At 39.9% G+C, this 12,342-nt stretch carries 13 protein-coding genes; 6 read left to right on the forward strand and 7 right to left on the reverse strand.

Translation table 11 applies throughout. The features are described 5' to 3' along the window. Positions 1–48: 48 nt before the first annotated feature. Complete coding sequence (locus B1202_RS00845) at positions 49–525, forward strand: hypothetical protein (protein ID WP_078188639.1); 477 nt, start codon at positions 49–51, stop codon at positions 523–525. Between the two features lie 52 nt (positions 526–577). On the opposite strand, the gene B1202_RS00850 is transcribed toward B1202_RS00845, so the two are convergent. The 5 genes from B1202_RS00850 to argC all read right to left on the reverse strand — a co-directional run bounded on the left by B1202_RS00850 (position 578) and on the right by argC (position 5,604). Continuing rightward, positions 578–931 (reverse strand): YnfA family protein, encoded by a 354-nt coding sequence (locus B1202_RS00850; RefSeq protein WP_078189197.1) that lies wholly within the window; start codon positions 929–931, stop codon positions 578–580. 76 nt (positions 932–1,007) lie between these two features. Then, positions 1,008–3,284, reverse strand: a complete 2,277-nt coding sequence (gene clpA / locus B1202_RS00855; protein ID WP_078188640.1) for an ATP-dependent Clp protease ATP-binding subunit ClpA — start codon at positions 3,282–3,284, stop codon at positions 1,008–1,010. 12 nt (positions 3,285–3,296) lie between these two features. Next, positions 3,297–3,710 carry an ATP-dependent Clp protease adapter ClpS gene (gene clpS / locus B1202_RS00860; protein WP_078188641.1) on the reverse strand — a complete coding sequence of 138 codons (414 nt, stop codon included), beginning with the start codon at positions 3,708–3,710 and terminating at the stop codon, positions 3,297–3,299. An 18-nt stretch (positions 3,711–3,728) separates the two neighbouring features. Then, complete coding sequence (locus tag B1202_RS00865; protein ID WP_078188642.1) at positions 3,729–4,478, reverse strand: hypothetical protein; 750 nt, start codon at positions 4,476–4,478, stop codon at positions 3,729–3,731. Positions 4,479–4,557: 79 nt separating this feature from the next. After that, positions 4,558–5,604, reverse strand: a complete 1,047-nt coding sequence (gene argC / locus B1202_RS00870; RefSeq protein ID WP_078188643.1) for an N-acetyl-gamma-glutamyl-phosphate reductase — start codon at positions 5,602–5,604, stop codon at positions 4,558–4,560. A 215-nt stretch (positions 5,605–5,819) separates the two neighbouring features. Here argC and B1202_RS00875 point away from each other — a divergent pair, with 215 nt between their 5' ends. After that, complete coding sequence (locus B1202_RS00875; protein ID WP_078188644.1) at positions 5,820–6,143, forward strand: ribonuclease E inhibitor RraB; 324 nt, start codon at positions 5,820–5,822, stop codon at positions 6,141–6,143. 73 nt (positions 6,144–6,216) lie between these two features. On the opposite strand, the gene B1202_RS00880 is transcribed toward B1202_RS00875, so the two are convergent. Together B1202_RS00880 and rpiA are read right to left on the reverse strand one after the other, a co-directional pair. Further along, positions 6,217–6,897 carry a SprT family zinc-dependent metalloprotease gene (locus tag B1202_RS00880; protein WP_078188645.1) on the reverse strand — a complete coding sequence of 227 codons (681 nt, stop codon included), beginning with the start codon at positions 6,895–6,897 and terminating at the stop codon, positions 6,217–6,219. A 170-nt stretch (positions 6,898–7,067) separates the two neighbouring features. Next, positions 7,068–7,739: a ribose-5-phosphate isomerase RpiA gene (gene rpiA / locus B1202_RS00885; protein ID WP_078188646.1), complete on the reverse strand. Its 672-nt coding sequence runs from the start codon at positions 7,737–7,739 to the stop codon at positions 7,068–7,070. A gap of 107 nt (positions 7,740–7,846) precedes the next feature. Between rpiA and ilvA the strand changes: the two genes are divergently transcribed. From ilvA to B1202_RS00905, 4 genes are all read left to right on the forward strand, one after another. Beyond that, complete coding sequence (gene ilvA / locus B1202_RS00890; RefSeq protein WP_078188647.1) at positions 7,847–9,385, forward strand: threonine ammonia-lyase, biosynthetic; 1,539 nt, start codon at positions 7,847–7,849, stop codon at positions 9,383–9,385. Between the two features lie 173 nt (positions 9,386–9,558). After that, a complete protein-coding gene (locus B1202_RS00895) occupies positions 9,559–10,047 on the forward strand; it encodes a hypothetical protein (RefSeq protein ID WP_078188648.1) in 489 nt (162 codons plus the stop codon). 104 nt (positions 10,048–10,151) lie between these two features. Further along, on the forward strand, positions 10,152–10,811 hold the full coding sequence (locus B1202_RS00900) for a potassium channel family protein (protein ID WP_078188649.1): 660 nt from the start codon (positions 10,152–10,154) through the stop codon (positions 10,809–10,811). A 52-nt stretch (positions 10,812–10,863) separates the two neighbouring features. Further along, positions 10,864–12,201: a TrkH family potassium uptake protein gene (locus tag B1202_RS00905; protein WP_078188650.1), complete on the forward strand. Its 1,338-nt coding sequence runs from the start codon at positions 10,864–10,866 to the stop codon at positions 12,199–12,201. The last annotated feature ends 141 nt before the right edge of the window (positions 12,202–12,342 follow it).

A 12,342-nucleotide genomic window follows, 5' to 3' on the forward strand; every position in this document is an offset into this window, starting at 1 on the left:
TTTTTGCATGCTTTAATAAAACCATAACTTTTATAAGTGATTTAAAATATGCACATTCAAAACAGCTTTTTATTTTTAGTCTCTTTGGGCCTAAGCACCGTTACATTTGCAGCATCTCCAACTGAGTTAGATCAATACCTCGTAAAAAAAGGAATTTTGGATGCTGCATACCAAATCAAAAATAAAGCTGCATTAGATGAAATACTTTCTGCAATAAGTGACGAAGACTCTCGCACTCTTCCTTTTCAAGTCGACCAAAATATGTTGATGGAAAAAATGGAAGTTTCAGCAGATAAAATAGAAATCGAAGGAATTATCACCACACCGGACTTTACACAATTTGCAGAGTCGGTGGGTCAACAACAAGTCAAACAACTGATCAAAAAGAATTCTCTACAAAATTGTGAATTGTTATTTGAGCATCAATTTCAACGTGTAAATCCATATGTATTAGAAATGGATTTATCTTCACCTCAACAGAAATACGAAATAAAAATCCACAACACTGAATGTAAATTTAAATAAACATCTGATTTCTTACAGCTCTTGGTTTTTAACTTCTGCAATGTTTTTTAACTTAACGAATTAAACCTTGAGGCTGTAATGCAATCACAGCTGCACCCACCAATACGATGATGCCACCTAACATATCCCAACGTGTTAGAACTACGTGATCTACAAAACGCAACCACAGCAATGCAGAGAAAATGTAGATTCCGCCATAGGCTGCATAGATACGGCCCGAAGCCGCTGGATGTAACGTCAATAACCAAACAAATGCAGCTAATGCAAGCGCTGTTGGAATCCATAACCACTGCGATTTTTGCTGATTTAAAATCAAATATGGGAAGTAACAGCCTAAAATTTCCATCAGTGCAGTCAGTGCAAATAAACCAAATGTGGTCAGCACTTTTGTTAATGGTATGTCCATCATTGAAAAATCCAAATCTATCGTCGAATAAATAGAAAAAACCCGTGCAAGCACGGGTTTTCGTTAAATAAATTACTTAAGCGGGTTCAGCGGTTTGGTCTTCAAACACTTCGAGTTTTAAGCCCACTGCTTTGCCATTTTCTTTCTTCACTGAAACTGCAACATTGCCGCCATGTTCCGCAAGTTCACCAAACAGAATCATTTCAGCAAGCGGTTTTTTCAAATGCTCTTGAATTAAACGCTGCATTGGACGAGCACCCATCAAGCGATCGTATCCTTGCTCTGCCATCCATTCACGTGCATCTTGATCAACCTCAAGAACCACTTTCTTATCATCTAACTGTGCCTGAAGCTCTGTTAAGAACTTATCAACCACACTTTCAATGACCGTTGTTGGCAATGCTTTAAATTGAATGACACCATCTAAACGGTTACGGAACTCTGGAGAGAAGGCTTTTTTCATCGCGTCTTGGTTATCATTACTGTTGTCTTGATCCATGAAACCAATGCTCACACGTGAAATTGATTCTGCACCAATATTAGTCGTCAGCACTAACACGACGTTACGGAAGTCAGACTTACGGCCATTGTTATCGGTTAATGAACCATGATCCATAATTTGCAGTAACAAATTAAAGACATCTGGATGTGCTTTCTCAATTTCGTCTAGTAATAGTACGCAATGCGGATTTTTATGAATCGCGTCGGTCAGCAAACCACCTTGATCAAAACCGACATAACCCGGAGGCGCACCAATTAAACGAGATACTGCATGACGCTCCATGTATTCCGACATATCAAAACGTACAAGCTCGACGCCTAATAATTTCGCCAATTGCTTAGTGACTTCAGTTTTACCCACACCTGTAGGACCTGCAAAGACAAAATTACCCACTGGCTTATCTGGCGCTTTAAGACCTGCACGAGATAATTTAATCGCAGATGCAAGCGCTTCAATCGCTTCATCCTGACCAAACACCACACGTTTCAGATCACGCTCAAGATTTTCAAGAACGCTCTTGTCATCTTTAGAGACTGTTTTCGGTGGAATACGTGCAATTTTCGATACGATGTCTTCAATGTTTTCAACTGAAATGACCGTATCATCTTGCTCAGCTTTTAAGCGACGCTGCGCACCAGCTTCATCAATCACATCAATGGCTTTATCAGGCAAGAAACGATCATTGATAAATTTCGCTGATAGTTCTACCGCAGAAACCAACGCTTGATCTTCGTATTTCACATGATGGAATTCTTCAAATTTGCCTTTTAAGCCACGCAGAATATCAATCGTTTCTGAAATAGATGGTTCATTGACATCAATTTTTTGGAAACGACGAGATAATGCATGATCCTTTTCAAAGACTTGACGGTATTCTTGGAAAGTCGTTGAACCGATACAACGCAAAGTACCATTCGCCAAAGCTGGCTTGATGAGGTTCGATGCATCCATCGTGCTGCCCATACTTGAGCCTGCACCGATGATCATGTGAATTTCATCAATAAATAAAATAGCTTCGGGCTTTTTCTTCAAGGCATTTAGCAGTTGTTTTAAACGCTTTTCAAAATCACCACGGTATTTAGTTCCAGCGACTAAAGCACCAATGTCTAAACTAAACACTTCTGCATTTTCAAGCGGTTTAGGTGCTTTACCATTTACAATGAGCCAAGCCAAACCTTCAGCAATCGAAGTTTTACCTACACCTGGGTCACCTACCAAAAGCGGGTTGTTTTTACGACGGCGGCATAGAATTTGAGCTGTACGTTCAATCTCTTTTTCACGACCAATCAGTGGATCTGTTTTGCCTTTTTGAGCTTCAACATTAAGATTGGTCGTATATAGCTCTAATGGGCCAGAATTTGAAGACGTGGTGCTTTCACCATCGAGCTCTTCGATTTCTTCTTCAGCTTGAACTTCATCTTTACGTGTGCCATGAGACAAATACTGCGTTAATGTCAAACGGTTGATTTGATGGCGTTTAAGTAAATACACCGCAAATGAATCACGTTCTGAATACATCGCAACTAAAATGTCTGCACCTTCTACAGTGCGGTCATTACCACTCGATTGCACATGGAAAATTGCACGCTGCAAAATACGATCAAAACTTTCTGTAGGATGTGGCGCTTGATCACTATTTTCGCCAAGCTTAGGGGTATGTTGTTCTACGTATTCTTCAAGTTCTTTGCGAAGCACAATAATGTCTGCGCCACATGCTTTCAATGCATTAACAGCGGAATCATTATCCAGTAAAGCCAATAATAAATGTTCTACCGTCAAAAATTCATGTCTCTTTTGACGAGCCATGCTGACAGCCAAACGTAGTGATACTTCTAATTGACGACTGAGCATGTAATCCCCTTATTAATCTTTTGGCTCAATCTGACAAAGTAATGGATGACTTTGCGACCGAGCGTAATTATTGACCTGATTTGCTTTAGTCTCTGCGATGTCTCGCGGATAAACCCCTGCAACACCCTTTCCTTCATAATGTACAGTTAGCATTACTTGAGTGGCTTGGTCAAGATTCAAAGCAAAGTATTGTTGTAAAATTTCAATTACAAAGTCCATTGGGGTGTAATCATCGTTCATTAAAACGACAGCATACATAGGAGGACGCTTTAACTCAGGTGGCGCAGTCAATACTTGAATGTCTGAATCACCATCATCCTGCGTACCTTGGCTGAGAGTCGGGTTTAGATGCCAGTCCACTAAACCAGATTGGTAAAATGAATTTTTAATGTCAGATAAACACGTTTGACGCTTATTGGTTCGCATAGGATTTAGGTTTCACACTTAGTTTGCACTTGCTTCAGTTTGAGGAATTTCTGAAAGGAAGGCAGATTGATTTTCAACAGGCTGACCTTTCGACCAGCTAAAACGGCGAATAACGGGTTTAGAACCGGTTAAACGCACTTCAATAAAGTCTGGACTAAAGCCTTTAGGCATGGTCCAACGTCCAGTGAGTCGTTCACTTTCGCTAAAGTTAAAGTTTTTGTCTTCTAGAGGCACTGCAAGTACTTCTGTACCCTTAATTAGACGCAGCTCAACACTTCCAGATACATTACTTTTTGATGGGCTAACTTGAACGAGATCAAGTTGGTATTCATACGCATTTTCAGGTAAAGGTTTAATCGCTAAATGTTGTACTGCAAGAGGCATACCACCACGTTGGCGTAATACTTCACGATACAAAACACCTAAATTACCCGTTAATTCTTGATCATCACGTGCTTTTTTAACAGCCAAATATAAATCATTTGAATTACTTACAGCGACATCACGCTCTTGGATTGCCGCATTCAAACTTTTATTTAGGCCTGCTAATTCAGTTTTTTGCTTTTGCACTACATCAACAAGTTGCTCTGCATCTGCATCATAACCGACCACAGTTAAGCCCTGACGATGACCGATACTATATCCGAGCAAACCGCTGCTCAATGCAAGTACAACTGCACCAATCGCCAGTGGCATATTCGTCTTCATAAAAGGCGTTTTTTCACTGTTTTCAGGTTCTGACTTGAAATTAGATTCTGTATTCGACATCGTCATCTCTTATTTTTAGTTCACTCAAGGCACACATTTAAATCCAGTTTTAAATGTGTGTGAAGTTTTAAATCGTTTCTTATGGTAATAAACCAATGCCTTGAAGTCCTGCATTTTCAGCAAAACTAAACATCAAGTTCATATTTTGTACGGCTTGACCTGCTGCACCTTTCACCAAGTTGTCTTGAGCCACCAAAATCACTAATTTTTTCGGTTGAGGTTTGCAAATCGCAATACGTAATTGGTTCGCACCACGCACAGTACGTGTTTCAGGTGAGCTACCTGCAGGCATCACATCTACAAACTGCTCATTGGCATAGAACTGTTCATATATGCTTTGTAAATCCGCAGAAGCACCTGCGTCAGTCAATTCAATGTAGATTGTGCTGAGCATGCCACGAATCATCGGTACCAAATGCGGTACGAATAAAATTTCGTTAAACACACCTTTTTGACCTGAAATATTTTCTAAGGCTTCTACAATTTCAGGATGATGACGGTGACCCGCTACACCATAAGCTTTAAAGTTATCTGCATTTTCAGAATAGATCATACCTAGGCTGGCTTTACGACCTGCACCAGACACACCTGATTTTGCATCAATAATAATGCTTTCAGGTTTCACTAATCCTTCAGCTTTTAATACTGGCGCTAAACCGAGCTGAACAGTTGTTGGGTAACAACCTGGGTTACCAATCACTGAAGCCTTTTGAATTTTTTCACGGTTTAATTCAGACAAACCATAAACTGAATCTTTTAATAATTCTGGGCAAGCATGGTCTAGGCCATACCATTTTTCAAATTGAGCTAAGTCTTGCAAACGGAAATCAGCAGCAAGGTCAATCACTTTAGTATTTGCAGCAACTAACTCTTCTGCGTGTTTCATTGCAACACCGTGCGGCGTCGCAAAGAATACAACATCACATTGTTTTAGTTCTTCAATATTAAGATCTGAATAGCAAAGGTCTGTATGTCCACGCAAGCTTGGGAACATATCATCCACACGGCGGCCATTTTCAGTACGCGAAGTTAAAACTTTCACTTCTGCATTTGGGTGTCGCAGTAAAATACGCAGTAATTCAACACCTGTGTAACCTGTACCGCCGACAATACCTACTGAAATCACGCTCTTTACCTCTATTCAAAGTATCCATTTGATGACTGCGTAGTATGACAGGAAGTTGAGGATTTCTGAACTGTTTTGCTTGGATTTGACTGTTTTTTTAACATCTTAAAGCATCAGCACTTCTTTCTAAAATTATCTGCCACTGGTCTTTAATCACTTGATTTCTTGCATTGATTTGCTATTTTTCATCACAAATAACAAAAAAGATCCCCTTTATGCAAAACGAAATTGATGAAGCCTCAACACTTAATACACTAAATAGAATGTCCAATGCGGGACTTGATTTAACTCAACCTCGTCTATTTGATTTTCAGCTTTGGTTGCCCAACCAAGGGGCGGCAATTCAAATCTCACAAGAAGTCTTTAATATGGGTTTTAAAGCGTCGATATATCAAGATGATGAAGATAGGAGTTGGACTTGCGAATGTTCTAAAGTCATTATTCCATCTTTTGAAAATGTAATAGAAATTGAAAGAAAACTGCATTTTTTGGCGCAAAGTTATGACGGCTATAGTGATGGTTTTGGAACAATGGGCTAAGTTTGTTTATATTTTAAATAAATAATTTACTTAGGCTATTTTTCTAAATGTAATTACCCATCTTAATTGGATGTTAGGAAATACCCCACCACCAAGGCATCGGTGTACTTTTTAAAGTTTTCCGATGATCTTTATAGTTTGAATCATGCTTCTCCACCTCCTCCCAAAAATTCAGACTATGATCAAAGTGCTTGGTATGTGCCAATTCATGCACTGCCACGTAGCGTGTGATTTCCTGCGGAAAAAGCACCAAACCACTATTAAGCATAATGTCATGTCTAGCAGAACAGCTCCCCCAGCGAGTTTTGGGCTGACGAATCGAGCACTCACCATATTTCAAGCCTATTTCACTGCTCACTTGCTTTAAATAAATTGGTAAATACTCTTTGGCATAAGTAATCACAAAGCTTTTTAAATATTGCTCAGGCTGCCGATCACTGATGAAAAGTAGATGATTTTCTTCATCCAAGATAAATGAATGTTTTTGAACTTTATAAACAATGCTTAGAGGCTGTTCTAAATTGAAAAGTTCTAATTCTACTGGAAGCGTTTTATCAATCTGCCCTGTTTTTTCCTGCTGCTTCTGCCATGTCTCGATCATCCATTGTTCTGATTGTTTCAGAAAATCTTGCACTTGGCGCTGTGTACAAAACTGGGGAACCGTTAATTTAATTTGAGTTGGTTCTACACGCAGTCTTAAGCGTGTGGCACGTAATTTTCGGGTGATTTGAATTTCAGGAAGGTTTGAAGTCATTTATTTTTTTATTAAAAGCTTTTAAACAATGCATAAATTGAATTTTAAGCAGTTTTCAAAAAGTATATTGGGGGTTCCTTCTCCCTCTGGGAGAAGGTTAGGATGAGGAAGCTATTAAAAAGAAACCTCTCCCTAACCCTCTCCTAAAAGGAGAGGGAAATATTAGCCTATTAAACCGCAGTACGCTCTTCAATACCGTTATCAGTTGCAACAACAGCAATATCCGCTTTGTTCAAAGCAAAGATGCCGTTACACACTACACCCGGAATGTCATTCAAAGTCTTTTCAAGCTCTAATGCATTTAAGATATTTAAGTTGTGTACGTCTAAAATTACGTTACCGTTATCTGTAACTACGCCTTCACGGTACACAGGGTCACCGCCTAAAGAAACGATTTTACGTGCCACAGCAGAACGTGCCATTGGAATCACTTCTACAGGAAGCGGAAATTCACGTGCCAACTGATCAACCCATTTAGAATCATCTACGATACAAACGAATTTTTTCGCAATTGATGCAACGATTTTTTCACGAGTCAACGCAGCACCGCCGCCTTTAATCATGTGCATATGACGGTCAATTTCATCCGCGCCATCCACATAGGCATCTAAACCGCCAACGTGGTTCATATCAACCACTTCAATGCCTAATTTTTTCAAACGTTGTGCAGTTGCTTCAGAACTGGCAACCGCTGCTTCGAGTTGAAGCTCTGGCAATAATTCGATGAGGAAGTTCACAGTACTTCCTGTACCAACACCCAAAATACCGCCCTTTGGCAAATGCTTTAACGCAGCTTTTGCGGCAGCTTGTTTCTTTTCATCTTGGGTAGCATACAGACTCATAACTTGGCTCAACTATTTTTTGACATTTGTTACTGATTTTACAGCCCAAATGTACGGGTGTTTGTTACAATGAACGCCTATTTTAAACTGTTAGATGGAAAATTAACATGCTGTCTCGTTTGGTTCGACAAATATTACAGGCAACGGTCTATGACGTTGCAATCGAAACCCCACTCGAAGCAGCGCCACGAATTAGTGAAAAACTAAACAATAACATTCGCTTTAAACGCGAAGATTTACAACCTGTCTTTTCTTTCAAGCTACGCGGTGCCTACAACCGTATTAGTCAATTACCGAAATCTCAGTTGGAACGTGGCGTTATTACTGCTTCTGCAGGTAACCATGCTCAAGGCGTGGCTTTATCTGGTAAAAAGTTAGGTATTCGCGCCATTATTGTTATGCCTAAAACCACACCAGACATTAAAGTACAAGCGGTTAAACGCTTAGGCGGTGAAGTAGTTCTGCATGGCGATTCTTTTGACGTAGCCAATAAATACGCAATCCAATGTGCAAAAGATGAAGGGATGACCTTTATTCCACCTTATGACGACGAACTCGTTATGGCCGGTCAAGGAACCATTGCCAACGAAATTTTGCGTCAATGGCGTGATGTGGACTACGTATTCGTTGCTGTAGGCGGTGGCGGTCTCATTGCCGGTGTAGCCGCTTACTTAGGTGATGTGGCACCGCATGTTAAAGTCATTCCAGTTGAATATGATGAATCTGCATGTTTAAAAGCAGCCTTTGAAGCCAATGAACGTGTCATTCTGCCATCTGTAGGTTTATTTGCCGACGGTACAGCAGTTGCACAAATTGGTGAAAAACCATTTGAAGTGATTCAGCTACAAAAATCAGATAACTCAGGCCCAATTGTTGAGCGTGACGTTATTTTGGTGAATACAGATGAAATCTGTGCAGCAATTAAAGATACTTTTGATGAATGCCGCAGCATTGTAGAACCATCAGGTGCGATGGCGCTTGCAGGAATCAAGAAATATGTAGCTGAGCATGGTCTAGAAGGCAAAAATATGGTGTCGATTGTATGCGGCGCCAATATGAACTTTGACCGTCTGCGCTACATTGCGGAACGTACAGAACTCGGTGAACGCAAAGAAGCGATCTTTGCTGTGACCATTCCAGAAGAAAAAGGTTCATTCCTTCAATTCTGCCGCGCACTACAAGGCCGTAACATCACTGAATTTAACTACCGTGCAAGTAACTCAAGTGCCGCTCAAGTGTTTGTGGGTATTAGTCTAAAAAATGGCGAAAAAGAACGTCAGGAAATTTTTGAAACTTTAAAATTCCAATACGATGTAGACGATCTTTCTGATGATGAAGTGGCTAAGCTTCATATCCGTTATTTGATTGGCGGTCATGCCGATATTGAAAATGAACGCCTATTCCGTGTGGAATTCCCTGAACGTCCGGGCGCATTGCTGACTTTCTTAGAACGTCTTGGCCCGACCCATAACATCACCCTATTCCATTACCGTAACCACGGTGCTGCAGAAGGTCGTGTATTGGTGGGTATGGAAGCAACGGATGCCAAACAAAACCCAGATGGTTTAATTGAAACATTGGAAAATATTACCTACCCATATGTTGAGATTACCAATAACCTCGGTTATCAACGTTTCTTGAAATAAATAAAACGTCTATATGAAAGCTGGGATCTAGGTTCCAGCTTTTTTATTTGCATCAATTCTTTTCTGCATCAAAATAAACATATTCATCAATTTAATTCATCAACGCTGTCATTGTTGTTAAATTCTCCACGCCCTATAATCCATTGAAAATAAAACAAAATGGATAATTAAAATTGAATATTTATGCCTTATTTATGATCGCCATTGTGGGTTTAGGTGGATATTTTTATGCATATCCGGCTTATCAACTTAAGCAAGAGGAAGATAAGATTCGTCAAAGTATGAAACAAATTCCAAATCAGTCCTGTACGCAAAATCTAGAATATATTTACGGCTATACCGCGCAGGCTGAAATGCTGAATCAATATCCAAATTATATTGTATATATTCGCTTTGATGAGCTAAATGATCAAACCGCTCCAGAACCTGTTCAAGCCATCATCCGTGAATTTTCATGCGATGGCTTAAACCGTTTAAAGAAAAATTCCGAGCTTGTTCGTAAAGCCACTCTAAATGTCATTAAAGAAGATCAACATCAATTTCAATATATTCTAAAAAATAAACTAGGCTATGAAATTTTTAAATACCAACAAGTTATGGATAATTGCCCCAATATTGCTGAACTTTATGCCTATCAAAATGCTGAAGAAATTAAAAATTAGAGCTTTTCGGTTTAGATGGATTATGTAAATTTTCATAGCCGCTCTAGGCTGAACAAGCTAACATCAACATATTCAATAACTTTAGAATAATTTAGGAATACGGCATGGCTCAATTCGCTGTGATTGGCTTAGGAAGTTTTGGCGCAACTGTAGCTACTGAACTCATGGGTTTAAAACACGATGTCATTGGAATCGATAGCAACAAAAAGTTTGTTGAAAGTATTTCGGACCAACTGACCCATGCAGTGATTGCTGATGCAACAGATGAGCACGTTTTACAAGAACTCAATATTCAAAACTGTGAAGCCGTCGTTGTTGCGATTGGTGAAGATATTGAAGCCAGCATCTTATGTGTGCTCCATCTTAAAAACATGGGGATCAACAAAATTTGGGCCAAAGCCAAGTCCAAAGCACATCACATGATTTTAACCCATTTAGGCATCAGCAAAATCATCCATCCTGAAGAAGATATGGGTGTCCGTGTTGCACAGTCACTGAGTTATCCAATGGTGAGCCGCTACATGGTGCTCGAAGATGATCATTATTTGGTGAAAGTTGAAATTAAAGAATCACAACAAGGCACGCGTTTAAATCAAATAATGGATCATGTCCCTGAAGTGAAGACGATTTTGCATAAACGTGGCACCGAGCTTCAATATAGTTTAGATCCAAACCTGATTTTACAAACAGGCGATATTTTAGTGGTTGAAGGTTTACTCGAACATTTACGTCGACTGGCTAAACACTTTAAAGCAACTTTGTAATCAGCGTCGTGCTCCTTTTGTACATAATCACGCAAGATGACAGTAGAAAAACATGAAACTGCACAATAAACAGCGTAATACCATTAATCTCAGTCCACCCAGTATTTTGGCATTGGGTTTTCTTGGGCTTATTATCATTGGCACCTTGCTGTTAAAACTCCCTTATTCACATCATGGCGATTTAAGTTGGATCAATGCCCTCTTTACAGCGACCTCTGCCGTAACCATTACAGGACTTTCAGTTGTGAATGTCGGCGAAGCCTATACTGTGTTTGGTAAAGTCGTGATTATGGGTTTACTACAATGCGGCGGCCTCGGCTTTATGACCTTTGCGATATTGGCCGCTATGAGTTTGTCCCCTAAAATTGGGCTAAAACAACAAATTATGGCTCAAGAAACCATTGGACAGACCAGCCTTGCCAAAGTGACCATGACTATTAAAGGCGTACTGCTGTATTCACTATTTTTTGAAATGGTAGGTACGGTAATTTTGACCATCGCTTGGATGCAAGAATACAATTTTAACCAGGCCCTGTTTTATGCTGCCTTTTATAGTGTTTCTGCATTTAATAATGGTGGATTTTCACTATTTCCCAATAGTTTAATGAGCTTTGCTGACCGTTATTTCATTACGTTTACCATTAGTATGCTTTACATCATTGGTGGTATCGGCTTTTTGGTACTGATGGACATTAAGCGCAATAAAAGTTGGAAAAAACTCAGCACCAATAGCAAACTGATTTTATCGACTATTGCGGGTTTAAATGTCTTTGCCTTCATCACCATTTGGTTATTAGAAGCCAATAATGCTGCTACCTTAGCTACGATGTCACTTGGTGACCAAGCCCTCAACGCGTGGTTCCATGCAACGGTTCCGCGCTCTTCGGGTTTTAACAGCTTACCCATGGAAAGCATGAGCGATGCGTCCTCACTGATCACGATGTTATTAATGTTTATTGGTGGTGGTTCTCTCAGTACAGCTGGTGGCATCAAAGTCGGGACGTTTATTATTGTTGTACTCAGTGTGGTCAGTTTTTTAAGACGTGAAGATGAACTGCGTGTGTTTAACCACTCTGTTTCAGAAAAAACCACCTTCAAAGCATTAGCGGTGATTTTCATTACAGTGACGTTGATATTCATTGGTTTTTTCAGTCTATTACTACTCGAACCTGACAAACGCTTTTTAGACTTACTCTTTGAAGCAGTGTCCGCTGCCTGTACAGTAGGCCTATCTCGTGGCATCACCAGTGACTTACAACCTGCCAGTTTAGTCGCCCTAATGTTATTGATGTTCGCAGGCCGTCTTGGACCCTTAACACTGGCTTATCTGATTGCCACACCGAAGAAGAGTCGCTTAAAACACCCGCCTTCTGAGATTCAGATTGGTTGATTTGTACATTTTCTCACAGTCATAAAAAACCACGCCTTAGCGTGGTTTTTTTATTTACTGATGTTACATAGTAACATCAGTAGCGTAATTTGATTCAAATGAAAGAACGATACGCGGTAAGGTCATCCGCAAGTGTTTGAG

The organism is Acinetobacter amyesii (assembly GCF_002018365.1).
Lineage (GTDB): Bacteria > Pseudomonadota > Gammaproteobacteria > Pseudomonadales > Moraxellaceae > Acinetobacter > Acinetobacter amyesii.

What these genes read in the sequence shown, in the direction of transcription:
- B1202_RS00845 (WP_078188639.1), top strand. Translation starts at nt 49, where the DNA reads ATGCACATTCAAAACAGCTTTTTATTTTTAGTCTCTTTGGGCCTAAGC.
- B1202_RS00850 (WP_078189197.1), bottom strand. Translation starts at nt 931, where the DNA reads ATGGACATACCATTAACAAAAGTGCTGACCACATTTGGTTTATTTGCA.
- clpA (WP_078188640.1), bottom strand. Translation starts at nt 3,284, where the DNA reads ATGCTCAGTCGTCAATTAGAAGTATCACTACGTTTGGCTGTCAGCATG.
- clpS (WP_078188641.1), bottom strand. Translation starts at nt 3,710, where the DNA reads ATGCGAACCAATAAGCGTCAAACGTGTTTATCTGACATTAAAAATTCA.
- B1202_RS00865 (WP_078188642.1), bottom strand. Translation starts at nt 4,478, where the DNA reads ATGTCGAATACAGAATCTAATTTCAAGTCAGAACCTGAAAACAGTGAA.
- B1202_RS00875 (WP_078188644.1), top strand. Translation starts at nt 5,820, where the DNA reads ATGCAAAACGAAATTGATGAAGCCTCAACACTTAATACACTAAATAGA.
- B1202_RS00880 (WP_078188645.1), bottom strand. Translation starts at nt 6,897, where the DNA reads ATGACTTCAAACCTTCCTGAAATTCAAATCACCCGAAAATTACGTGCC.
- rpiA (WP_078188646.1), bottom strand. Translation starts at nt 7,739, where the DNA reads ATGAGTCTGTATGCTACCCAAGATGAAAAGAAACAAGCTGCCGCAAAA.
- ilvA (WP_078188647.1), top strand. Translation starts at nt 7,847, where the DNA reads ATGCTGTCTCGTTTGGTTCGACAAATATTACAGGCAACGGTCTATGAC.
- B1202_RS00900 (WP_078188649.1), top strand. Translation starts at nt 10,152, where the DNA reads ATGGCTCAATTCGCTGTGATTGGCTTAGGAAGTTTTGGCGCAACTGTA.
- B1202_RS00905 (WP_078188650.1), top strand. Translation starts at nt 10,864, where the DNA reads ATGAAACTGCACAATAAACAGCGTAATACCATTAATCTCAGTCCACCC.